Source organism: Enterococcus caccae ATCC BAA-1240, from assembly GCF_000407145.1.
GTDB classification, from domain to species: Bacteria; Bacillota; Bacilli; order Lactobacillales; family Enterococcaceae; genus Enterococcus_L; species Enterococcus_L caccae.
In genome coordinates, this window is the sequence record NZ_KE136473.1 from 376670 (window position 1) to 400302 (window position 23633).

General features: G+C 36.7%; 19 protein-coding genes. 17 read left to right on the forward strand and 2 right to left on the reverse strand.

Going from position 1 to position 23633, the window contains the following annotated elements:
• Positions 1-180 precede the first annotated feature (180 nt).
• From I580_RS07310 to glmS, 17 genes are all read left to right on the forward strand, one after another.
• The gene (locus tag I580_RS07310) at positions 181-924 is read left to right on the forward strand and encodes a glycerophosphodiester phosphodiesterase (RefSeq protein ID WP_010771318.1); all 744 of its coding nucleotides are present in this window, start codon (positions 181-183) and stop codon (positions 922-924) included.
• A 1-nt stretch (position 925) separates the two neighbouring features.
• Positions 926-1846, forward strand: coding sequence for a tRNA (adenosine(37)-N6)-dimethylallyltransferase MiaA (gene miaA / locus I580_RS07315; RefSeq protein ID WP_034860168.1), 921 nt, complete (start codon positions 926-928; stop codon positions 1844-1846).
• Positions 1847-1849: 3 nt separating this feature from the next.
• Positions 1850-3091 (forward strand): GTPase HflX, encoded by a 1242-nt coding sequence (gene hflX / locus I580_RS07320; RefSeq protein WP_010771320.1) that lies wholly within the window; start codon positions 1850-1852, stop codon positions 3089-3091.
• 395 nt (positions 3092-3486) lie between these two features.
• Positions 3487-3870, forward strand: a complete 384-nt coding sequence (locus I580_RS07325) for a MerR family transcriptional regulator (RefSeq protein WP_010764139.1) — start codon at positions 3487-3489, stop codon at positions 3868-3870.
• Between the two features lie 43 nt (positions 3871-3913).
• The gene (glnA, locus tag I580_RS07330; RefSeq protein WP_010771321.1) at positions 3914-5254 is read left to right on the forward strand and encodes a type I glutamate--ammonia ligase; all 1341 of its coding nucleotides are present in this window, start codon (positions 3914-3916) and stop codon (positions 5252-5254) included.
• Positions 5255-5379: 125 nt separating this feature from the next.
• The gene (locus I580_RS07335; protein WP_010771322.1) at positions 5380-5688 is read left to right on the forward strand and encodes an antibiotic biosynthesis monooxygenase family protein; all 309 of its coding nucleotides are present in this window, start codon (positions 5380-5382) and stop codon (positions 5686-5688) included.
• 139 nt (positions 5689-5827) lie between these two features.
• Positions 5828-6832, forward strand: a complete 1005-nt coding sequence (locus tag I580_RS07340; RefSeq protein ID WP_010771323.1) for a DUF3114 domain-containing protein — start codon at positions 5828-5830, stop codon at positions 6830-6832.
• A 221-nt stretch (positions 6833-7053) separates the two neighbouring features.
• Entirely contained in the window at positions 7054-10731 is a 3678-nt protein-coding gene (gene nifJ, locus I580_RS07345; protein WP_143141741.1) for a pyruvate:ferredoxin (flavodoxin) oxidoreductase, read from the forward strand.
• Between the two features lie 153 nt (positions 10732-10884).
• The gene (cdaA, locus tag I580_RS07350; protein WP_010771325.1) at positions 10885-11772 is read left to right on the forward strand and encodes a diadenylate cyclase CdaA; all 888 of its coding nucleotides are present in this window, start codon (positions 10885-10887) and stop codon (positions 11770-11772) included.
• On the forward strand, positions 11769-12917 hold the full coding sequence (locus I580_RS07355) for a CdaR family protein (protein WP_010771326.1): 1149 nt from the start codon (positions 11769-11771) through the stop codon (positions 12915-12917). Before cdaA ends, I580_RS07355 begins: the two co-directional genes overlap by 4 nt.
• An 85-nt stretch (positions 12918-13002) precedes the next feature.
• Positions 13003-14358, forward strand: a complete 1356-nt coding sequence (gene glmM, locus I580_RS07360) for a phosphoglucosamine mutase (RefSeq protein WP_010771327.1) — start codon at positions 13003-13005, stop codon at positions 14356-14358.
• 321 nt (positions 14359-14679) lie between these two features.
• On the forward strand, positions 14680-15537 hold the full coding sequence (locus I580_RS07365; protein WP_010771328.1) for an SAM hydrolase/SAM-dependent halogenase family protein: 858 nt from the start codon (positions 14680-14682) through the stop codon (positions 15535-15537).
• Between the two features lie 10 nt (positions 15538-15547).
• Positions 15548-16099, forward strand: coding sequence for an ECF-type riboflavin transporter substrate-binding protein (locus tag I580_RS07370; RefSeq protein WP_010771329.1), 552 nt, complete (start codon positions 15548-15550; stop codon positions 16097-16099).
• A gap of 134 nt (positions 16100-16233) precedes the next feature.
• Positions 16234-17943 carry an ABC transporter ATP-binding protein gene (locus I580_RS07375; RefSeq protein ID WP_010771330.1) on the forward strand — a complete coding sequence of 570 codons (1710 nt, stop codon included), beginning with the start codon at positions 16234-16236 and terminating at the stop codon, positions 17941-17943.
• Complete coding sequence (locus I580_RS07380; RefSeq protein WP_010771331.1) at positions 17940-18776, forward strand: energy-coupling factor transporter transmembrane component T family protein; 837 nt, start codon at positions 17940-17942, stop codon at positions 18774-18776. Before I580_RS07375 ends, I580_RS07380 begins: the two co-directional genes overlap by 4 nt.
• A gap of 238 nt (positions 18777-19014) precedes the next feature.
• The gene (locus I580_RS17325; RefSeq protein ID WP_010771332.1) at positions 19015-19137 is read left to right on the forward strand and encodes a hypothetical protein; all 123 of its coding nucleotides are present in this window, start codon (positions 19015-19017) and stop codon (positions 19135-19137) included.
• Positions 19138-19301: 164 nt separating this feature from the next.
• Entirely contained in the window at positions 19302-21113 is a 1812-nt protein-coding gene (gene glmS / locus I580_RS07385) for a glutamine--fructose-6-phosphate transaminase (isomerizing) (protein WP_010771333.1), read from the forward strand.
• Between the two features lie 278 nt (positions 21114-21391).
• Here glmS and I580_RS07390 read toward each other — a convergent pair whose 3' ends face one another.
• Together I580_RS07390 and I580_RS07395 are read right to left on the reverse strand one after the other, a co-directional pair.
• Positions 21392-22891 carry an ATP-binding protein gene (locus tag I580_RS07390; protein WP_010771334.1) on the reverse strand — a complete coding sequence of 500 codons (1500 nt, stop codon included), beginning with the start codon at positions 22889-22891 and terminating at the stop codon, positions 21392-21394.
• Positions 22881-23579, reverse strand: a complete 699-nt coding sequence (locus I580_RS07395) for a response regulator transcription factor (RefSeq protein ID WP_010771335.1) — start codon at positions 23577-23579, stop codon at positions 22881-22883. The genes I580_RS07390 and I580_RS07395 overlap by 11 nt, the downstream gene beginning before the upstream one ends.
• Positions 23580-23633: the final 54 nt, after the last annotated feature.

Below are 23633 nucleotides of genomic sequence, written 5' to 3' on the forward strand. Positions count from 1 at the left end.
GATTTAACTACTTCTACTAAAATTTAAATAAAATAGGAAAGACATTTTCTAGTAAATTTTATTAAGGAATGTTAATCGTTTTTCTTTAACAGAGGTAAGATAAGATCTATAATAAATCCTTCTAATAGTTTGATACTCATTATTATGAATGATACAATAATTTCGATTGGAGGGGCTATTGTGACAAAAGTTATCGCTCATCGTGGTAGTAAAGGAACCCATCCAGAAAATACTTTGGCAGCTTTCAAAGAAGCTGTTCGTGTTAATTCTGATGGAATCGAGTTAGATGTCCAGTTATCAAAAGATAATCAGTTGGTTGTAATTCATGATGAAACAGTTGATCGTACTACTAATGGTCATGGAACAGTTGGAGGGTTAACGTTAGTTGAACTAAAACAGCTTGATGCTGGTAGCTGGTTTGAAAAAAATCCAATGTTTCAGGAGATTCCAACCTTAGAAGAAGTTTTGGTTCTGCTTAAAAAAGAAGATTTTCAAGGTTTATTGAATATTGAAATCAAAACAGATAACGTTCATTATGAAGGAATTGAGCAAAAAATTATTCAGCTTATGCAGTCTCAAGTTTGGCCTTTTGAATATATGTATTCAAGCTTCTATTTTAAAAGTTTAGAAAAAATCTGGGCAATCGAAAAAAATCAAAAAATCGCTTCAGTATTCGAATTATCCGCTGAAGATGAGCAACTAGCAATTGGAACAGGCTTTATTGAAGGGATTCATCCAAATATTGAATGGGTTCTCACTCATTTAGATGAATTGGATGAGTTTCCCAAATCAATTAGACCTTGGACCGTTAACAAAGCAGAACAAATGAATATCTGTTTTGCCTATCAATTAGCTGGGATTCATACTGATTTCCCAGAAAAGGCATTAGAATTACGTAGGTTGGGACAAATAAAGGGTGACTAAATTGAAAAAAGTGTTAGTAATTGTAGGTCCAACAGCTGTTGGAAAAACAGCATTAAGTATTGAGTTAGCTAAAAAATTAAATGGGGAAATCATCAGTGGTGATTCGATGCAGGTATATAAAAAACTCGATATCGGGACAGCAAAAGTAACGGAAGAAGAAAGAGCAGGAATTCCGCATCATTTGATTGATTGCCGTGAATTGACTGAGACATACTCAGTTGCTGATTTTCAAAAAGAAGGGCGTCAGTTTATTGAGGAAATTTTAGGGAGGGGGAACCTTCCGATTGTTGTTGGTGGAACAGGATTGTATGTTCAAGCTTTACTGTATGATTTTGAGTTAGGATCACAAGATGAGTCGACTGAAATTCGTCAAGAGTACGAGCTTTTTGCGGAAGCACATGGAAACAAAGCGTTGTGGAATCTACTTCAACAAAAAGATCCTCAAGCAGCTGAAAGTATTCATTTTAACAATCGTAAGAAAGTTGTCCGAGCATTAGAAGTGTTCGATAAAACAGGCTATAGTATTCTTCAACCAAAAGAAAAACCAAAAAAGTTATATGATTATTTTCTAATCGGCTTAGAAACAGAGCGTTCCGTCCTATATAATCGAATCAATAATCGTGTCGATATCATGATAGCTCAGGGACTTTTAAAAGAAGCTGAGTTACTATACAAAAATAAAACGCAACAATCGATTCAAGGTATAGGATATAAAGAATTTTTCCCTTATTTTGAAGGAAAAGAAACATTAGCTGAAGCAACTGAACAAGTAAAGCAAAATTCAAGAAGATATGCGAAAAGGCAATTGACCTGGTTTAGAAATCGCATGAATGCCAGTTGGTGGGATTTAGTACAAACACCAGATTCTATTTTAGAATTAGAAAATGAAATAGAAAACTGGCTGGATTCTTCGGAAGGATAAACAATGGATAAAGTAGCAGAAAAGGTTATTTTAGTAGGTGTTGAAACAGAGGCAAACTATACTCAATTTGAAGCTTCTATGAAGGAACTGAAAAATTTGACTAAGACCGCACAAGGTGAAGTCGTATTTTCACTAACACAAAAACGACCTCGCGTGGATTCCCAGACAGTGATCGGCAAAGGAAAAGTAGAAGAGCTTGTTCAATTGATTGATGCTTATGAAGCAGATATTGTCATTTTTAATCATGAATTAACGCCAAGACAAAATCAGTTGATTGTGGAAGCAGTAGGTATAAAAGTAATTGATCGAGTTCAATTAATCTTAGATATTTTTGCAATGCGGGCGCGTTCAAAAGAAGGCAAATTACAAGTTGAGTTGGCTCAGTTGAATTATTTACTCCCTCGATTGATTGGACAAGGAAAACAATTGTCTCGTTTAGGAGGAGGAATTGGAACAAGAGGTCCTGGAGAAACAAAGCTTGAATCGGATCGCCGACATATTCGGAATAAAATTACAGCAATTAAACGTGAACTAAAAGAAGTAACGGCTCATCGTGAGCGTAGTAGACAAAAACGCCAATCATCCGATATATTTCAAATTGGTTTGATAGGTTATACAAATGCAGGTAAATCGACTATTTTAAATCTGCTGACAACAGCTGGCGCATACTCAGAAGATCAATTATTTGCGACCTTAGATCCACTAACAAAAAAATGGCAACTACCACAAGGCATGATTGTAACCTTAACAGATACCGTAGGTTTTATTCAAGACCTGCCAACGCAACTGATTGAAGCGTTTCAATCAACTCTGGAGGAAAGCCGCAATATGGATCTATTGTTACATGTAGTTGATGCAAGTGCTGAAGATCGTTTACAGCATGAACAAACAGTTGTTGCATTACTAAATGATCTAGGTTTAGAAAAAGTTCCTGTTTTGACTGTGTATAATAAAAGTGATCAAATTGATGATATTGATTTTGTTCCGACATTGTTTCCAAATGTCTTAGTGTCAGCCAAAAGTACCTTAGGTAAAGAGCAATTGACAAGATCAGTTAGAGAAATAATGATGGAGCTGTTGGTGCCATACGAGCTTGATATTCCAACAAATCAAGGGCAGCAGTTAAGTGACATGACGCGTCATACATTACTTTTATCAGAGACATTTGAAGAATCTGAAAATGCATACCATGTTAAAGGGTTTGCAAAAAAGAATTCTAAATGGATACGATCATTAGAAGAATAAAAGTACTATAGATGTTCGAGTCTAATAATGCAATGGCATATTATATAACTTAGTAAGAGAATTGTTGAATCGGTTCTTTTACTAAGTTTTTTATTTATGTAGTCTTTTTTTTCAAAGATTTACTAGTCAACTATGGAAAAAAGGGTATAAAATGCTACCGATATAAAGTTTTTTAATGTATTTTTTTAGTTTATGTCAGAAAACCTAACATAAATCGTTGACAATAGAAAAAAGTATTGATATCCTATACCTAATCTATCTAGCTAAGCAGGTTAGCTTCTCTGAAAAAAGATAAAATCTGTCTGTGATAAAAATTGACACAGATTTGTTTTCCTATTTTTCTGTTGAAATTGAATGAGCCTGCTATAGTTTTATATTAAGAGAGGGGGGTGGATATGAGAGAGAAGGAACTGAGAAGATCGATGTCCGTTTTTCCAATTGGTACAGTTATGAAACTGACAGATTTATCAGCACGTCAAATCCGTTATTATGAAGAGCAGGATTTGATTCATCCAGAAAGAAGCGAAGGGAACCGCCGTATGTATTCACTAAATGACATTGATGTATTATTGGAAATCAAAGATTATTTGTCAGATGGTCTAAATATGGCAGGGATCAAACGTGTTTATGAAATGAAGCTGGAAGAGCAAATGCATGCCCAAGAATCAAATAAGCCGCTAACTGATGAAGATGTTCGCAAAATTTTATATGATGAACTGATTTCTCAAGGTGGACTTACTCAACAGAATCCATTCCAATCCAGAGGGCCAAAATTGTAACATTTGAGATTCATACAAAAAATGAAGGACGTGAAGGAATACTATGACAACGAAACAAAACACAGTAGAAGATATCAAACGAATTGCCGAAGAAGAGAATGTTCGATTTTTACGATTAATGTTTACAGATATTATGGGAACAATCAAAAATGTGGAAGTTCCAGTGAGCCAATTAGACAAAGTGCTAAGCAACAAAATGATGTTTGATGGGTCTTCTATTGAAGGTTTTGTGAGAATTGAAGAAAGCGACATGTATCTGTACCCTGATGTGTCAACATGGATGATTTTTCCATGGGAAAGTGATCATGGGAAGGTTGCTCGTTTGATTTGTGATATTTATAATCCAGACGGTACTCCATTTGCAGGAGATCCTCGTGGGAACTTGAAAAGAGCACTGGCAGATATGGAAGCGCTAGGTTTTACGTCATTCAATCTTGGGCCTGAACCGGAATTTTTCTTATTCAAATTAGATGAAGATGGTAAAATCACGACAGATTTAAATGATCGAGGCGGTTATTTTGATTTTGCTCCCACAGATTTGGGAGAGAACTGTCGTAGAGATATCGTTCTTGAATTAGAAAGTCTGGGATTTGAAGTCGAAGCATCTCATCACGAAGTAGCACCAGGACAACACGAGATCGATTTCAAATATGCTGATGTTATTGAGGCCTGTGATAACATTCAAACCTTTAAATTGGTTGTTAAAACGATTGCCAGAAAACATGGGTTGCATGCGACATTTATGCCAAAACCGTTGTACGGGATCAATGGATCAGGTATGCATTGTAACATGTCTTTATTTAAAGGAAATGAAAATGTCTTTTATGATGAAAATGGTCCAATGCAGTTAAGTCAAACCGCTTACCATTTCCTTGGTGGGTTGTTGAAACATGCACGTGCTTATACAGCTGTTTGTAATCCAACAGTCAATTCATATAAACGTTTAGTTCCTGGTTACGAAGCGCCGGTATATGTTGCTTGGAGTGGCCGTAATCGTTCGCCATTAGTACGTGTTCCTGAATCACGTGGACTTTCAACTCGATTAGAATTACGTTCTGTTGATCCATCAGCAAACCCATACCTAACGATGGCAGCTCTTTTACAAGCTGGATTAGATGGTATCAAAAATGAGATTGAGCCACCACAAGCTGTTGATCGTAATATTTATGTGATGAATGAAGAAGAGCGAAGCGAAGCACAAATTCATGATCTGCCTTCAACGCTGCATAATGCCATCAAAGAATTACGTAAAGATGACGTGATGGTCAATGCATTAGGTGAACATATTTTTGTAAACTTTGTTGAGGCGAAACGAATGGAATGGGCAGCGTTCCGTCAAACTGTTTCTGAATGGGAAAGAGAACAGTATTTAGAATTATATTAAGATTCGTGTGGATAAGCTGAAATCTAGTTTATCCACTTTTTTTATTGTTCAGTTAATGCGGATGAAGTATGCTATACTTCTAAGTGAGAATCATTATCACTTAAACTTGAAAAGGAGAAGAAATCATGATTGTTCAAACGGTGACATTTGTTATAAAAAAAGAAGGCAAAGAAATGTTCGAATCTAAAACGAGTAAAGATGTAGCTTCGATGTTAGGATTTTCAGGTTGTCTATCAAGTGAATGTTGGTTTACAGAAAATAAGGATACCTGTGAATTCATGCTAGTGTCTAAGTGGCAGAGTAAAAAGGATTTCCAAAACTGGCTGAAACGTCCAGAACATTTACAAGAACATCGAGATGCACATCAAAATAAGGAAGCTAAACCATCTATCGTCTTAGAAAAAATCAGAAAAAGTTATGAGGTTTCTGCTTAAACAAATATCTTCCAGAATCTGAGGTAAATTTATTTACTTTAGATTCTTTTATTTATACGCATAATTTCATTCAAATAAGTGTAAATTTAATAAAAAAGCAGGTATTGTAGAAGTCAAACAAAAACTAAGGAGAATAGAAATGAAAAAAAAATATTTTTCTTCAACTATCCTTGAAAAAATAGAAATACTTCAGCAACAGGGATGGGATAAAGCGGCTCTGGTTGTCTACATAAATAATCTAGATGAACACAAAATAAATGCCAATCAAGCGATTTTTTTAGTTGGTTCGCAACTTTATACTGAAATGTTTGAAAGGAGTCAGCTTTCAGCCTTAAAAAAAATTATGCTAGTTATTGATCATCTTGGGGGATATTTGGATAATTCAGGTGATTTGCAATTTGCTCCAACAGAATATAAATTTTACGATCAAATGCCACCAGGAGCAATTTTTCTAGCTAGTTATTCAAAAGCTGTTCAGCAAGCCTATCCTAATGGGTTGATTATAGCCAAAGAAGATACAAAATTAACAAAAGCAGTTCTTAAGAAAAAATACGCAAATGAAACCAAAATTCATCAATTTAGAAATCAATTGGATAGATGCAATATCAGGTATGTAGAAAATTATAAAAAAATACACAATTTAAAAGATGATGAAACAGCAATCAAAATGATCTTGAAAGATAATTGGTTTTATGCCGATCCACACTATCACAATCGGGCCAATCTGGGTGTAGATATATTGACGGAACATCTTAGTAAAGATGGACGAACACTCTCTAATAAAGGGTTGATAAAAAAAATCAGAAAACGAGGTTTCTATAGGAAAATTTTGTCGGGCGATTATCATAGTGAGTTTATTATAGACGAACACGGACAGCTTTTAAGTCAATGGAAAGAACAGATAAAGACAAATTATTTCTTAGAGAATGCAGTCGCAAATGGTGAATCTTTTAACTATGGTAAACGTCCAAGAGAGGATAGAGATCAGACGCATGATAAGCTAGATGGAAATCCTCCCAGATATTTTGATACCGACAGACGAAATCAGCTTAAACGAAATTGGCTTTCACCCAGAGATAACTGGTTTTATCAGCTAGTTAGAAGACTTTCTGAAAAAGGAATGTGTTATAAAAAAAGAGAATAATTCATTTGGAATCAAAATAGAGTAGGAATCGGGTCAATCGTTGTCCTAACTTTTTAGTTTCACAAAAAATAGTTCTTATTCAAAGTAGAGAACGCTAAATAATTCAACAGTTTGTGAAATTTATTCACAAACTGTTCCAAAATGGGGTCGCTTCCGTTATAATAAAGGAGAATATGCGTGCAACTATTCTACTTTTAGATAGAAGGATGATGAATATTATTATGCGAAAAATGAAGACGATGGATGGAAATACAGCAGCCGCATACATTTCATATGCATTTACCGAATTAGCGGCTATTTATCCAATTACACCAAGCTCAACGATGGCTGAACTTGTCGATCAATGGTCAGCCGAAGGCAAGCAAAATATCTTTGGACAACCTGTTAAAATCGTTGAAATGCAATCAGAAGCAGGAGCCGCAGGCGTTGTCCATGGATCGCTGAAAACAGGTGCGTTAACAACTACATATACTGCTTCACAAGGTTTACTATTGATGATTCCAAATATGTATAAGATTGCTGGTGAACTATTGCCGTCGGTATTTCATGTTGCCAGTCGTGCTGTGACGACCAATGCTTTGAATATCTTTGGTGATCACGGTGATGTGATGGCTGCTCGTCAGACTGGTTTTGCTATGTTGAGTGAGAGCAGTGTACAGGAAGTAATGGATTTATCGGCAGTTGCTCATTTAGCTTCAATAGAGTCAAGTGTTCCTTTCATCAATTTTTTTGATGGATTTCGGACAAGTCACGAAATTCAAAAAATCGAAGTATTAGAATATGACGAATTAGCTCCCTTATTAGATCAAGAAAAATTAGAAAACTTCCGCAGCAGAAGTATGAATCCAAATCATCCTTCAGTCAGTGGAATGAATCAAAATCCAGATATCCATTTTCAACAACGTGAGACAATCAATAGTTATTACGAACAAATTCCAGCTGTTGTGAAAAAATACATGGATGAAATCAATGAGCTTAGAGGAACCAATTATGATTTAGTCACTTATTATGGAGCAGAAGATGCTGAAGAAGTGATTGTTTCGATGGGATCAGCAGCACAGGCTATTGAACAAACAATCGATTACTTAACGAAACAAGGCAGAAAAGTAGGTTTCTTAAATATTCATTTGTATCGTCCTTTCCCAATTGAAAACTTTTTAGAAAAAATGCCTAAGACGGTCAAAGCAATCGGCGTGATGGATCGTACAAAAGAACCAGGAGCAGGCGGCGAGCCTTTATTTTTAGACGTTCAAAGTGCGATGTATGAATCAGAGTTACGTCCAATGATTATTGGTGGACGTTATGGATTAGGATCAAAAGATGTATTGCCAAATCAAATCGTCGCAATTTATGAGGAGTTATTGAAGGATAAAAAAGCAGCGAAAGCTCGTTTTACAATTGGAATCGTAGATGATGTGACCTATACTTCTCTTGATTGTGGACAAGCGCTGGATCTAACCAATCCAAAAACGTATCAAGCAAAATTCTGGGGTTTTGGTTCAGATGGAACTGTCGGTGCAAACAAGTCGGCAATCAAAATCATTGGGGACCATACCGATAAATATGCGCAAGGATTCTTTTATTACGATTCTAAAAAATCTGGTGGTTTAACTGTTTCTCACCTACGCTTTGGGGACACACCAATTCGTTCGACTTATTTGATCGAACATGCGGATTTTGTTGCTTGTCATACGGCGGCTTATTTGAATACGTATGATTTAGTTAAAGGGTTGAAAAAAGGCGGGACATTTTTACTAAATACAGTTTGGAATGACGAGCAATTAGAACGTTTTTTACCGAATAAGTTAAAACGTTATCTAGCTGAAAACGACATAAAGTTTTATACGATCAATGCTGTTAAACTAGCCAGTGAAGTTGGTTTAGGTGGACGGATCAATACTGCGATGGAAACAGCCTTCTTCAAATTAGCAGATATTATGCCGTTTGATGAAGTGTTGCCGATTTTAAAAGAAGAAGCCTTCAAAAGCTACGCCCGTAAATCAATGTCTGTAGTAGAGAAAAATGTTCAAGCAATCGAGCGTACTGTTGAGCTTTTACACAAGGTCGAAGTTCCGACTGCTTGGAAAACGGTTGAAATAAAACCAAAAATCCGCAAAGCAAACGTTACTGATTACGTTCATGAAATCGTAGAACCAATCAATCGCCAAGAAGGAAATGAGCTTGCGGTTAGTACCTTTGTCAAAAATGATATGACAGATGGACGGATGCCGCTTGGCACAACAGCTGTTGAAAAACGCGGTATTGCTGTTGAAGTGCCAGAATGGAATAGTGATCGTTGTACAATGTGTAATGAGTGCGCATTTGTTTGTCCACATGCCGCGATTCGTCCGTTTTTAGCAGATGACGAGGAAATGGAAGAAGCGCCAGAAGGATACATTGTCAAAGAAATGCGTGGGGCGGATGGCTTAAAATACCGAATTCAAGTTTCTGTAGAAGATTGTACGGGGTGTGGACTGTGTGTGGATGCTTGTCCTGCTAAAGGTAAAGCATTGGTTATGAAACCATATGAAGAACAAAAAGAACAAGCGATGAACTGGGCATTTTCTATGACGTTGAAACAAAAAGAAAATCCAGCCAAACCTAACACAGTTTTAGGTACGCAATTTAACAAACCACTATTAGAGTTTTCTGGTGCGTGCTCTGGTTGTGGAGAAACACCTTATGTGAAGTTATTGACTCAGATGTTTGGTGATCGAATGATGATTGCCAATGCGACTGGTTGCTCTTCTATTTGGGGTGGGGCAGCACCTGTTGCACCGTATACAACTAATGATCAGGGGCAAGGCCCAGCATGGTCTAATTCATTGTTAGAAGATAATGCTGAATTTGGTTATGGTATGTTATTAGCTAGCCAAACTCGTCGCGAACACTTAGCGATGAAAATGAGTGAAGCTATGACTATTGCTTCGCCTGAATTAAAATTGTTGATGGAAGACTGGATCGATCACATGCATACTGGAGAAGGAACCCAACAACGTGCAGCCAAACTGAAAGCAGCATTGCTTGATGAAAAAATGAACCAACCATTGTTAGAGGCGATCTATGCAGATAACGATTTATTTGTGAAAAATAGCCAATGGATGATTGGTGGAGATGGTTGGGCCTATGATATTGGTTATGGTGGAATCGATCATGTTCTTGCCAGTGGAGCTGATGTGAATATGTTAGTTTTAGACAATGAAGTCTATTCTAATACCGGTGGTCAGACATCAAAAGCAACACCAGCATCTGCAATCGCAAAATTCTCTGCTAGTGGAAAATACGTTTCTAAAAAAGATTTAGGTATGATGGCAATGACTTATGGCAATGTTTATGTTGCTCAGATTGCGTCAGGTGCTAATCAAATGCAGACGATCAAAGCCTTTGAAGAAGCCGAGCGTTTCCCTGGACCATCGATCATTATTGCCTATACACCATGTATTACTCACGGGTTAACTGGAGGCATGAGCAAAACTTTGGAAGAAGCGAAAGAAGCCGTTAATTCTGGTTATTGGTCATTGTATCGCTATAATCCGCAGCTAAGAGAATCAGGAAAAAATCCGATGACATTAGATTATAAAAAACCGAATTTTGAAGAGATGCAAGCATTTATGCGTAAACAAGTTCGTTTCTCCTCATTAGAGTCTACACAACCTGAATTTGCGGGGAAACTTTTTGAGAAGACAGTCGCTGATGCCAAAAATCGTTTTTACAATTATGCCCGTATGGCTGGTCAAGAAGAAAAAATACGAGCAAAATTAGAAAAAATACCGGCAGAATCAATGGTTGAAAAAACACCTCGTTTGAAGAAAGAACGTGTCGTTGACCCAGAAGCAGAGGCAAGACGAGCTGCTAGACGAGCAGAACGTGCAGTAAAACGAGTGAAACCAGAAGAATAAACAATTGTTTTAGAATGAAAGAAGTCAGGCGCTAGCGTCTAATTCTTTCATTCTTTTTATTTAAATTTTTCTATCGTTCGCTCTCATCCTGTAATCAAGCAACAGATTATGGTATACTGATTAAGAAATCTTCAGAGAGAAGTGAGGTTTATGATGTCTTTTCAACTTAGTCAATTATTTGATTTGAATTATTGGCGACAATTGATCTCATCAGATTTCTTGTCGCGTGACTATATTATTAATGTTATAGATATTTTGGTAGTGTGGTATCTTGTTTACAAACTAATCATGCTAGTTAAAGGAACGAAAGCTGTCCAGCTATTAAAAGGGGTCGCTGTGTTCATTGTGATTCGGATATTGAGCGAAATTATTGGGCTGCATACATTGTCTTGGTTGATGAATCAAGTGATTATGTATGGTGTCATTGCAGCTGTCGTTATTTTTCAGCCAGAAGTTCGGCGAGGGCTGGAACATCTTGGCAGAAGCTCCTTTTTTCGTACGAGTAAGTCTGAGCAGCAAGAAGATGAAAAAATGGTGCTTGCGTTTGATAAAGCAATCCAATACATGTCCAAACGGAAAATCGGTGCATTGATCACAGTAGAAAGAAATACAGGACTAGATGAATATATCGAAACGGGCATCGATTTGGATGCTGATATTTCAGGAGAGTTATTGATAAATATTTTTATTCCGAATACACCGTTACATGATGGAGCAGTGATTGTAAAACAAGGGAAGATCGCTGTGGCAAGTGCGTACTTACCTTTATCTGAAAGCAATTTAATACCTAAAGAATTTGGTACTCGTCATAGGGCTGCTGTTGGAATTAGCGAAGTCAGTGATGCTGTGACCATTATTGTGTCAGAAGAAACAGGTGATGTCAGCTTAACGTTGAATAATGATTTGATTTCTAGATTGAGTCAAGAAGAGTATCTGAAAATTCTTAGAGCGGAATTAGTTCCTAAAGAAGAAGGCAAAGATAAGAAGAATCTTTTGCAGCACTTCCTTGAAGGTGTTTCGAAAGGGGCGAAGAAGAAATGAAAAAGCCCTCTCAAAGCAACTGGTTTTCAGGTCTGCTAGCATTACTTTTTGCCTTGCTGTTATTTTTCAATGCAAATGCATCAGGAAGTATATCCAACATTTCTGGTTCGAACCAAGTTTATGATGAAATGTTGTACAATATTCCGGTTCAAGTAGAGTATGATCAAGACAAGTACTTTGTATCTGGTTATGAAGAAACAGTCAATGTTCACTTAAGTAGTGCTAATCGGATCCAATTGAATTTAGAATCAAATGAAGATACTAGAAATTTTCAAGTGGTCGCTGATTTGACTAAAACGCCTCTTGGAACTTCTGAGATTCAACTACGAGTTAAAGGATTAAGTACGGCTGTAACAGCGGAAATCGAACCAAAAACAATCACTGTAACTGTAGAGAAAAAAGTGACAAAAACATTTAATGTCGAAGCACAAATACCAGAGTCAATTGAAGCAGAAGGGTACAAAATAGAAAAGGTCGCAGTAAGCCCTAAGAGTGTAGAAATCACAACGGGAGAAGAAACTGCTAAAGTAATCGACCGCGTAGTTGCACCGTTATCAAATGTTAAGCAATCAGTGGATGCGATCAAACAAACAGTGAATGTCCAAGCACTTGATAGTAAAGGACAAGTACTAAGTATTGAGAATCCGGCGCCACAAGTAAAAGTAACCGTTGATTTATCATTGCCATCCAAAGAAGTTGGGCTGACAATCAGTCCAACTGGTTCACCACCATCTAATGTCGAACATTATACATTTAATCTTTCAGAACAAAAAGTCGAAATTAGAGGTACAAAATCAGTTTTGGATGCAATCAACACCTTAGAGCTGCCTGTTGATATAAGTAATATCAAATCATCAACAAAACAAACGATAAAAATACCAACAAATGGAGAATACATTGTGACACCTGAGGAAGTAGAAGTGACGATCAATCCAGTCTTTACAGGAACTAATACCAGTTTTTCTGAGACTAGGGGACAAAGTTCAGTAACAGCTTATTCAAGTCAAGTGTTACCAACACCTGTACCTTCAAGTGAGAAAATAAACAGTTCCTCGAGTGTGTCGAGTACGTCAAGTTCTACTAGCACTGAAAGTACTGTAGAAAATGATATAGAAAATGGGAGTAGTTCGACTCCTGAGAATTAAGTTGATTGTCTAAAAAATCTGGTATTCTTTTGAGCCTTGTTCAATGGGATACTGATATTGTTTAGTAAGTAGAAGGAGAGTTATGATGGGTAAATATTTTGGAACAGACGGTGTTAGAGGCATTGCCAATAAGGAATTAACACCGGAATTAGCATTTAAATTAGGTCGTTTTGGTGGATATGTGTTAAGTCAACATGAAGATTCAACACGTCGTCCAAGAGTTTTAGTTGGACGTGATACACGTATCTCAGGTCAATTACTGGAGCAAGCTTTGATTTCTGGTCTTTTATCTGTTGGTATCGAAGTCTTTCAATTAGGCGTTATTTCAACGCCAGGTGTAGCCTATTTAACAAGATTACAAAAAGCTTCAGCGGGTGTCATGATCTCAGCTTCACACAATCCAGCAGAGGATAACGGAATTAAATTTTTTGGCTCAGATGGGTTTAAATTAGTGGACGATCAAGAACTTGAAATCGAAGCGTTATTAGATGCAGAAGTAGACAACTTGCCTAGACCTTCAGCTGAAGGCTTAGGTACGCTAGATGAATTTCCAGAAGGATTATTAAAATATTCTCAATTCTTAGTACAAACAATTCCAGGTGATTTATCTGGGTTAACGGTTTGTATCGATGCTGCAAATGGTGCAACAGCAACTTCTGTAAACCGTTTGTTTGCAGATTTAGAAACAGATTTCTATACGATGGGTACAAGCCCTAATGGATTAAATATCAACGATGGTGTAGGTTCTACACATCCTGAAAAATTAGCGGAAATGGTTGTTGAAAAGGGTGCAGATGTAGGTTTGGCTTTTGATGGCGATGGTGATCGAATTATTGCAGTTGATGAATTAGGTCATATCGTTGACGGAGATAAAATCATGTTTATTTGTGCGAAGTATCTTGCTGAAAAGAATCGTTTGAAAAAAGATACGATCGTAACGACTGTCATGAGTAATCTAGGTTTCCGTAAAGCAGTAGAAGCTGCTGGTATGAAAGATGTAATCACTCAAGTTGGTGACCGTTATGTTGTTGAAGAAATGCGTAAGAATGAGTATAATTTTGGTGGCGAGCAATCAGGGCATATGATTTTCCTTGATTACAATACAACAGGTGATGGAATGCTCTCAGGTATTCAATTATTGAATGTGATGAAACAAACGGGTAAAAAACTCTCAGAGCTTGCTTCAGAGGTAACAGTTTATCCACAAAAATTAGTCAATATTAGAGTAACAGATAAACATGGTGCGATGGATGTACCAGCAATTAAAGAAATTGTGGAATTGATGGAAGCCGAAATGAATGGTGATGGCCGCATTTTAGTTCGTCCTTCAGGAACTGAGCCACTATTACGAGTGATGGCTGAGGCACCAACGCAAGAAAAAGTTGATTATTATGTGGATAAAATCGCTGATGTTGTAAAAGCTGAAATAGGAGTAGGTTAGTTAGTGTTTAAGGGAATAGGAGGATGGGACATAAGTGTTTAATTCCCAGAAATAAGAAGGGATTGCTTCTACTCCTACCGTTTATCCGGATTCCACGTGAGTGGGATATGACTCGAAGAGTTATGTCCCACTCACTATTATTTTTCTTTTTTTAATACCGAATAATCATTGCTTTTTTTTTATAATCGTTCGATAATTTGTTGACAGAATAAACAGAAAAAGGTACTATGTTTGAGAATTGGTAGGAAAGAAGCGATGCTTCCAAACGATCTGTTCATTGAAAAATAAAGATATCAGAATAGTTCAGAGAGGGGTAATGTGATGGGGAATTATTTAGTTTTACAAACAGATTTTGGACTTGGGGACGGAGCAGTAAGTGCGATGTATGGCGTAGCACATATGGTGAGCGATAAAATCATCATTGGTGATCTAACCCATGAAATTCCTCCGTATGATATTTGGGCAGCCTCTTATCGTTTATATCAAACTGTGAAATACTGGCCGAAGGAGACTGTTTTTGTATCAGTTGTCGATCCAGGTGTGGGGAGTACGAGGCGAAGTATTGTTGCCAAAACAAATTCCGGACATTATATTATTACACCAGATAATGGCTCGTTAACGCATATTGCCCATTATCAAGGAATTGAAGAGATTCGCTCGATTGATGAAGTTACAAGCCGTTTGCCACATTCAGAAGAGAGCCACACGTTTCATGGCAGAGATATTTATGCCTATAATGGTGCACGATTAGCTAGTGGAGAAATCTCTTTTGAAAAGTTAGGTAACGTTGTCGCGGCATCTTCTCTAGAAATACTGCCATTAATCGAAGCAAAGCATAACGAGCATATCCTAGAAGGTAGTATCGATGTTCTAGATATTCGTTTTGGTTCTTTGTGGACCAATATTCCGTTGGCCTTTATGAAGGAAGAAAACATTGTTCATGGTGATCAATTACAGGTGACGATCTATCATCAAGGGAAGAAAGTGTATCAAAATATTATGAAATTTGCAAAATCTTTTGCAGATGTTAATATCGGTGAACCATTAGTATACGTTAATTCATTGGTCAATATTGGGGTTGCAGTCAATCAAGATTCGTTTTCTAAATTGTATCATATTGGAACGGGTACTGATTGGACGATTCAGCTAAGAAAAGCACCAAAGATAATTTTTGAGTAGGAGTGGGAAGATGAAAAAAGATTTTTCAGTAAAAACAATTGTAGCAATTGGAATTGGCTCAGCAGTATTTGTCATCTTGGGTCGCTTTGTAGTGATTCCAACAGGATTTCCTAATACGAATTTAGAGACAGCTTATCCTTTCTTAGCATTGATATCTGTTATATTTGGACCAGTAGCAGGTGGATTGATTGGTTTGATCGGTCATACGTTAAAAGATTTTACAACTTATGGCAGTGCATGGTGGAGTTGGATCGTTTGTTCGGGTATTATAGGAGTGATCTACGGTTTTGCTGGTAGAAAAATGGATCTTCAACACGGCGAATTCAGTAAAAAAGACATTATTCGTTTTAATAGTTATCAAGTAATCGGAAACGCTGTGGTATGGGGATTGATTGCTCCCACTTTGGATGTGCTGATTTATAGTGAACCAGCTAGTAAAGTATACACGCAAGGTGTGATTGCCGTTATTTTAAATATTATTGCAGTAGGAATCATTGGTACCTTATTGATGGCAGCATACGCAGCAACACGAACAAAAAAAGGCAGTTTAACAAAAGATTGATTATATAGTAAAATGAACTTTAGTATTACTTTCATTTCAGAACTAAAAGTTAAGGGCGAGAAAAAGCAAGCTTGGGTTTAAAGCTTAGTAGCCTTTTCTTGTCCTTTTTTACATAGAATAAAGGAGCGGCAACGATGAAAAAACCACTTATAACATTTAAGGATTTTACTTTCCAATACCATAGTCAAGCTGAACCTACATTACATAATATTGATTTAACGATTTATGAAGGCGAAAAAGTCTTGATCGTTGGCCCAAGTGGCAGTGGAAAATCAACCTTTGCTCAGTGTGTCAATGGCTTGATTCCATATAGTTATGAAGGAAAAATAACAGGGGAAGTAAACATCGGAGATAAAAAATTAACGGAGACAAGTCTAGTTGATTTATCTTTTGAGGTTGGGACTGTTTTACAAGATACAGATGGCCAGTTTATTGGATTAACAGTGGGAGAAGACGTCGCATTCGCTTTGGAAAATGATGAAGTTTCACAAACAAAAATGAAAGAAGAAGTGGATCATTGGACAAAAATTGTTGGGTTAAATGAGTTTTTACATCATCGACCTCAGGATTTATCAGGGGGACAAAAACAACGAGTATCAATGGCGGGTGTTTTGATTGATGAAGCCCCGATATTATTATTTGATGAACCATTAGCGAATCTAGATCCAAAAGCTGGAAAAGAAACGATTGCACTGATTGAAGAGATTCATCAAAAAACAGAAACAACTATTTTGATTATTGAGCATCGTTTAGAAGATGTTTTATATCGATCGGTCGATCGTATAATTGTGTTTAATGAGGGCCGAGTTGTCGCCGATTTACCTGCTGATGAATTATTAAAAACGAATATCTTAACAAATCAAGGCATACGAGAACCACTTTATATAACTGCAATGAAATATGCTGGTATTGATTTAGAAACAGTCTTATATTTGTCTAATATTGAAAAAGTTCAAGCGCCAAATCTAAAAGAACAAATGGAAAACTGGATGAAAAACCAAGTTCAAATTTCAGAAAAACCCGTTTTACCGCCGTTATTGACTCTGGAAAATGTGACGTATCAATATAATCGAAATGATCGATATGTTTTAAACGATGTTTCGGTTGTATTTAATCGTGGAGAAATGCTCAGTATTGTTGGGAAAAATGGAGCTGGGAAATCCACGTTGAGTAAAGCTATTTGTGGCTTTGTTACGCCACAATCTGGAAAAATGAGCTGGTTAGGAGAGGACCTTACTCAATTTTCAATCAAGGAACGTGCCGATAAAATTGGTTTTGTCATGCAAAATCCGAATCAAATGATTTCAAAGAAAATGATTTTTGAAGAAGTTGCTTTAGGCTTGACTTTAAAGGGGATACCGACAGAAGAAATTAAAGAGCGTGTTGAGAAGGTGCTGAAAATATGTGGATTATATTCATTTCGTCATTGGCCGATTTCTGCACTTAGCTTTGGACAGAAGAAGCGCGTTACAATTGCTGCAATCTTAGTTTTAGAACCTGAAATGATCGTATTAGATGAACCGACTGCTGGACAAGATTTTAAGCATTATACTGAAATGATGACATTTTTAGAAGCGTTGAATAAGTTAGGTGTAACGATTGCGATGATTACGCATGATATGCATCTGATGTTAGAATATACGGATCGAGCATTGGTGCTGTATAACGGTGAAATCATCGCTGATACGACGCCAGTCAATCTTTTAACGGATACTGGTTTAGTGGAGCAAGCATCGTTGAAAGAAACAAGCCTATTTACCTTTGCGCAGCATTTGGGGTTAGAAGATCCATTTTTATTTACTGAAAACTTTATGACCTATGATCAGGAGGTGCGTTTGAAATGAATGAACATCAAATGTTAGGTTATATTCCTGATAATACCATGATTCATAAATTAAATGGAACGGCTAAACTGATTTTTTTGATTCTCTTATCGATTGCTTGTATGACAACCTATGATACTCGTTTTTTGATTGGTATGACAGCATTTTCATTGGTTTTATTTAAGTTATCTAATATCAAATGGCATCAGATTTCATTTGTTGTAAAATTTATTTTTGTTTTTTCATTATTGAATATTATTGCAGTTTATTTATTCGCTCCAGAATATGGAGTAGAATTATACCAGTCTAGAACGGTTATTTTGGAAGGTTTTGGGCGTTTTACAGTAACGCAGGAACAATTATTTTATGAGTTCAATCTAGTTTTAAAATATTTTTGCACGATTCCTTTGGTTTTGATTTTTCTGCTGACAACAAACCCAAGTGAATTTGCTTCTAGTTTAAATCGAATCGGTATTAGTTATAAGATTAGTTATGCAGTTGCGCTAGCTATTCGTTATATTCCAGATATTCAAGAAGATTTTGTCAATATTTCACTTGCACAGCAGGCTCGTGGTTTTGAAATGTCCAAAAAAGGCAAACTAACGCAACGGTTGAAAGGAACAGCCCAAATTGTTTTTCCTTTGATTCTTTCAAGTTTAGATCGAATTGAGACCATTAGTATAGCAATGGAGCTACGACGTTTTGGCGAAAAGAAGAAAAGAACTTGGTATGCTCAACAACCGTTCCGTATTTCTGATTTTTTGGTTATAGGATTAGCGGTTTTGTTGACGGGAATCAGTTTTGTCTTATTCAACGTGAATGGTGGGAGATTCTATAACCCATTTAATGAATAATTTCTAGAAGCTGGGATTAAAGTAGTTAGCTTATTTTCGAAGGAGCTGCCTTGATCCCAGCATTTATTTGATTTTAAAGAGCGTAACAAAATGAAAGATTCGTTTTGTTACGCTCTCTTTTGTTTTTTAGACTAGACCAATTTTGAATTTTTATAAAAGTGTTGACAATTTTGTTTGGTATATTGTATTATTAATGCAGTTTCTATTAGATATAATGAAAAGGAGGGTAGTTATACCAATGATGGATAGCGCCAGGCCTGAGTATACAGGTGACGAGGAAAGAGCTTATCGAAAGATTCGGCGGATGGCTCTAGGGACTGCACTCTACAAGTTGAAGAAAAAAATAATTGCAAAATTATAACAAAAATTCAACTATGCAGAATAGAAACCTATGATGGAGATTCGGAAAAATAGAATGTATTAGAAATAAAAATTATGAAGTCTGTTCAGATAAAATGATTGAACAGAGATAAACTTTTTTCGAGTCATGACCTAAGACAATTGAGAAAGTAGGAAATGAATAGTATGTGTGGAATCGTAGGAATTATTGGGAAAGAGAATGCAACAGATATTCTAATCCAAGGATTAGAGAAATTAGAATATAGAGGATATGATTCTGCTGGTATTTTTGTAACAGGGAAAGACAAGCAAGATCATCTAGTGAAATCATTAGGAAGAATTGCTGATTTACAAACTAAAATCGGCCCAGAAGTCCAAGGAACAGTGGGGATCGGTCATACACGTTGGGCAACTCATGGCAAACCAAGTGAAAGAAATGCCCATCCTCATACATCAAGTAATCATCAATTTATTTTAGTACACAATGGTGTGATCGAAAATTTTGAAGAAATAAAACAGGAATTTCTTCAAAATAAGCAATTAGAAGGTGAAACAGATACTGAGATTGCAGTTCATCTTATTGAACATTTTGCGCAAAATGGGCTGACAACAAAAGAAGCTATGAAAAAAGCACTGACTGTGATCGAAGGCTCCTATGCATTTGCGTTGATCGACAAAAATAATCCAGACACTATTTTTGTTGCTAAAAATAAAAGTCCTTTATTAATCGGCTTAGGAGATCAATTTAATGTAATTTGTAGTGATGCGATGGCGATGTTAGCTGAAACCAATCATTTTGTTGAAATTGCAGATGGGGAAATGGTGACTGTCCAAGCAGATAAGATAGAGATCGAAGACACAAAAGGAAACTTGGTGTATCGTGAATCTTATGAAGCGCAACTTGATTTAAGCGACATCGAAAAAGGTACCTATCCTTATTATATGCTTAAAGAAATTGATGAGCAGCCAACAGTGATGCGACGGATTATTCAAGAGTATACAGATGCAATTGGGGATACTATGATTGATGAAAAAATCGTCAAAAAAATAATTGCTAGTGATCGTATTTATGTAGTTGCTTGTGGGACTAGTTATAATGCTGGTTGGGTTGGCAAAGCACTTCTTGAGAAAATGACTAACATACCCGTTGAAGTTCATCTTTCAAGTGAATTTGGCTATAATATGCCGCTATTATCAGAAAAACCATTTTTCATCTTCTTGAGTCAAAGTGGAGAGACTGCAGATAGTCGTCAAGTATTGGTGCAGCTGAATGAATTAGGATTGCCTTCATTAACATTGACGAATGTAGCAGGTTCAACATTATCTAGAGAAGCAGATTACACGTTGCTCCTCCATGCAGGACCAGAAATTGCTGTTGCATCAACCAAAGCTTACACGGCTCAAATTGCTGTTTTAGCTGTTCTTGCTAAAGCTGTTGGAGATTCTAAAAAGAATCAGTCATCACTAAAATTTGATCTTGCGCATGAGCTAAGTGTTATTGCAGCAGTGATGGAAACAATCATCGATGAAAAGATGTCGATCAGTCAGTTGGTAGAGGAGTATTTATCAACAACCAGAAATGCGTTTTATATCGGTCGGGGTGTGGATTATTTTGTATCAATGGAGGCTTCATTAAAACTGAAAGAAATTTCCTATATCCAAGCTGAAGGGTTCGCGGCTGGCGAGTTAAAACATGGAACGATTGCACTGATCGAAGAGGGAACCCCGGTTCTTGGTGTGATTACGGACAGAAAAACTGCTGCTCATACTCGCGGAAATCTAAAAGAAGTCGAAAGTCGAGGTGCACATAATTTTGTGATTTCTTTAGGTTCACTGTCTAAAGAAACCGATCAGTTGATTATACCAGACGTGCATCCTCTATTGACGCCACTAGTTAGTATTATCCCGACACAATTGATTGCTTACTTTGCAACGTTACAAAGAGGTTATGATGTGGATAAACCTCGTAATCTAGCTAAAAGTGTTACGGTTGAGTAAAATCAAAAAGAGACTGAGATAATCGTGCTCAGTTCTGAAAAATTGTTGTGGTCGAAATGGAATGTAATTTACTTTTTGGCCATTGTTTATCCATATTTTAAGAGGAAGTTGGAACGAAAGTATTTAACTCCGAAAACCGAGTAGGTACTATTCAACATCAAGTTGTACCTCATTGTGAATTCCAACTTATTTACGAAGGATTTGTTTTTGCTTCCACCGTTTATTCGAATACCTTAAGGCTGAGATGTAACTCGAAGAGTTCTATCTCAGCCTCATTTTTATTTTATAGGTATCTTAACGTAAAAGACGGTCCCAGTTTGTTTATTACTAGTCACATCTAAAATAAAGTGATGCCGCTCTGCAATTTCTTTGGCAATAGCTAAACCCAGGCCAGTTCCGTCTACTGGTTTTTTTGACTGTACTTGATGGAAGCGTTGGAAAATCTCTTTTTGTTCTTTGGACGGAATATACGAACCAGGATTATGAACGCTAATGATTAGGTTACCTGATTTTATGATTGACTGGACAGCAATTGTTGCTTTTTGAGGTGCAAATTTGATAGCATTTTCCAGCAAGATAACAAAAAGCTGCCGAATTCTACCGTAATCGCCATTGACAACGATTGGTGTCACTACTGAATTCTCTAATCGTAATTGTTGTCCTTTTTCTGATGATTTCAAGCGCAAACTTCTTAGGCTATCTGATAAAATATCAATGATTGCTACAGGTTCCATCGTAATTGTAAATTCGGGATTTTCTAGTCTAGATAGTTCCAGTAAATCATTGATCAATCGTTCTAAAACAATGGATTCCATTAAGAGTTGTTGATGGTATTGTTTGATTTTGTCTGGCTGATTAATCAAACCGTCATTTAAGGATTCAAGTGAACCACGGATCACGGTGACAGGTGTTCTTAATTCGTGAGAAATGGTGGATAAGAAGTTCTTCTGTGCTTGCTCACGATTTTCACGCTGAAATTTTGCATCAGCAAGTCGATCTTTTAGGATAATTAATTGTTCGCCCAGTTGTCCCATTTCATCTTGAGGATCGATATCTAATGATTTATCATAATTTTCAACGACAAGTTCTTCAGTGAAATGACTCATTTGATTGATTGGCGCGATGAATTTTTTTGATAGCAAAATGGATAATAAAAGCCCAATGATCCAAGCCAGTAAAATACTAATGAACAGCAATAAATATCCTTGTTTTTCTTCTTTGTGAACTCTAGAAATCGCTGAGTGGAGTAAAACAACAGCAAGGACATTTCCATCACTATTTTTTATCGGTGCCCCTACCGTAACAGTGGGTTCTCCAATAAAATTGCTGAAGGCATCACTAGTGGCAGTTTTACCAGTATAGACTTTTTTTATAACATCTCGAGCATTGTCAGGTAAATCATTGTATTCTTTACGATGCATACCGTGACCAACTGTGATTGTATCTGCATTTTCATCAACGATCCAAATATCATCCATAGCCAACTGATCCATAAATTTTAAGAATGAAGAATAGCCCATGCTCATCTTCATTGAGGAGTTAGATCCCATCATGCCATGCATGGAAGCGTTACGGTCAGTTGTAGCTTCTTCTTGTTCAGTGAAATAATCATTTAGAGTATCGGCGATTATGGTTGCACGTCGAGTCATTTCTTCCGTATGGATAGTGACAGTTTGTTTAGAAAATAAAGTACTGAATGCTACACCGATTACTAATGAAAAAAGTAGTAGTGTAAGTGAAAAGTAAAGGATTAGTTTTCTAGTTAGTTTATTTTTCATTTTTACCCTCGAATTTATATCCTTGGCCCCAAACGGTTGCGATTTCCCAGTTTGGATGAGCAGCTTCATCTAATTTTGCTCGCAAGCGTTTGATGTGAGTATCAACGGTTCTTGCATCACCAAAATAATCGATGCCCCATAAACTATCTAGCAAGTTATCTCTAGAAAATACTTTTTCTCGGTTGGCTAAGAGGAGCCAGAGCAGCTCTAATTCTCTTTTTGTTAACAAGATTTCTTGCTGTTCAATGGTCACCTTTTTTTCCTCTAAGTAGACAATCAAATTATCGTAAGTGAGTTGTTTCATCGTTTGTTGATTTTCATCTGTTCGCTCGATTCGTCTTAGAATCGCACGAACTCTGGCCATGACTTCGCTTGGAGAAAATGGCTTAACAATATAATCATCTGCCCCGATATCTAAGCCCATGATCCGATGATAGTCTTCCCCTTTTGCTGTAACCATGATGATGGGCACATTTGACGTTTCCCTTATTTTTTTACAAACATCGAACCCGTCTAACTTAGGAAGCATGACGTCTAGTAAAATCAGCTCGATTGAATGACTAGAAAAGGCATCAAGCGCTGCTTGTCCATCAAAAGCTACTATTGGTGAAAAACCTTCTTTGATAATATATTCTTTTAAAACTTCTGTAATTTGTAAGTGATCATCCACGATCAAGATATTCTTCATGAGACATCCTCCTAGTTTCTACGTTTATTATAATCAATAATTATCTGTTTGGGG

Excerpts from the sequence above, each read along its gene's own strand:
- hflX (WP_010771320.1), top strand. The coding sequence starts at position 1,850 with ATGGATAAAGTAGCAGAAAAGGTTATTTTAGTAGGTGTTGAAACAGAG.
- I580_RS07325 (WP_010764139.1), top strand. The coding sequence starts at position 3,487 with ATGAGAGAGAAGGAACTGAGAAGATCGATGTCCGTTTTTCCAATTGGT.
- glnA (WP_010771321.1), top strand. The coding sequence starts at position 3,914 with ATGACAACGAAACAAAACACAGTAGAAGATATCAAACGAATTGCCGAA.
- I580_RS07335 (WP_010771322.1), top strand. The coding sequence starts at position 5,380 with ATGATTGTTCAAACGGTGACATTTGTTATAAAAAAAGAAGGCAAAGAA.
- I580_RS07340 (WP_010771323.1), top strand. The coding sequence starts at position 5,828 with ATGAAAAAAAAATATTTTTCTTCAACTATCCTTGAAAAAATAGAAATA.
- nifJ (WP_143141741.1), top strand. The coding sequence starts at position 7,054 with ATGCGAAAAATGAAGACGATGGATGGAAATACAGCAGCCGCATACATT.
- cdaA (WP_010771325.1), top strand. The coding sequence starts at position 10,885 with ATGTCTTTTCAACTTAGTCAATTATTTGATTTGAATTATTGGCGACAA.
- I580_RS07355 (WP_010771326.1), top strand. The coding sequence starts at position 11,769 with ATGAAAAAGCCCTCTCAAAGCAACTGGTTTTCAGGTCTGCTAGCATTA.
- glmM (WP_010771327.1), top strand. The coding sequence starts at position 13,003 with ATGGGTAAATATTTTGGAACAGACGGTGTTAGAGGCATTGCCAATAAG.
- I580_RS07365 (WP_010771328.1), top strand. The coding sequence starts at position 14,680 with ATGGGGAATTATTTAGTTTTACAAACAGATTTTGGACTTGGGGACGGA.
- I580_RS07370 (WP_010771329.1), top strand. The coding sequence starts at position 15,548 with ATGAAAAAAGATTTTTCAGTAAAAACAATTGTAGCAATTGGAATTGGC.
- I580_RS07375 (WP_010771330.1), top strand. The coding sequence starts at position 16,234 with ATGAAAAAACCACTTATAACATTTAAGGATTTTACTTTCCAATACCAT.
- I580_RS07380 (WP_010771331.1), top strand. The coding sequence starts at position 17,940 with ATGAATGAACATCAAATGTTAGGTTATATTCCTGATAATACCATGATT.
- I580_RS17325 (WP_010771332.1), top strand. The coding sequence starts at position 19,015 with ATGATGGATAGCGCCAGGCCTGAGTATACAGGTGACGAGGAAAGAGCT.
- glmS (WP_010771333.1), top strand. The coding sequence starts at position 19,302 with ATGTGTGGAATCGTAGGAATTATTGGGAAAGAGAATGCAACAGATATT.
- I580_RS07390 (WP_010771334.1), bottom strand. The coding sequence starts at position 22,891 with ATGAAAAATAAACTAACTAGAAAACTAATCCTTTACTTTTCACTTACA.
- I580_RS07395 (WP_010771335.1), bottom strand. The coding sequence starts at position 23,579 with ATGAAGAATATCTTGATCGTGGATGATCACTTACAAATTACAGAAGTT.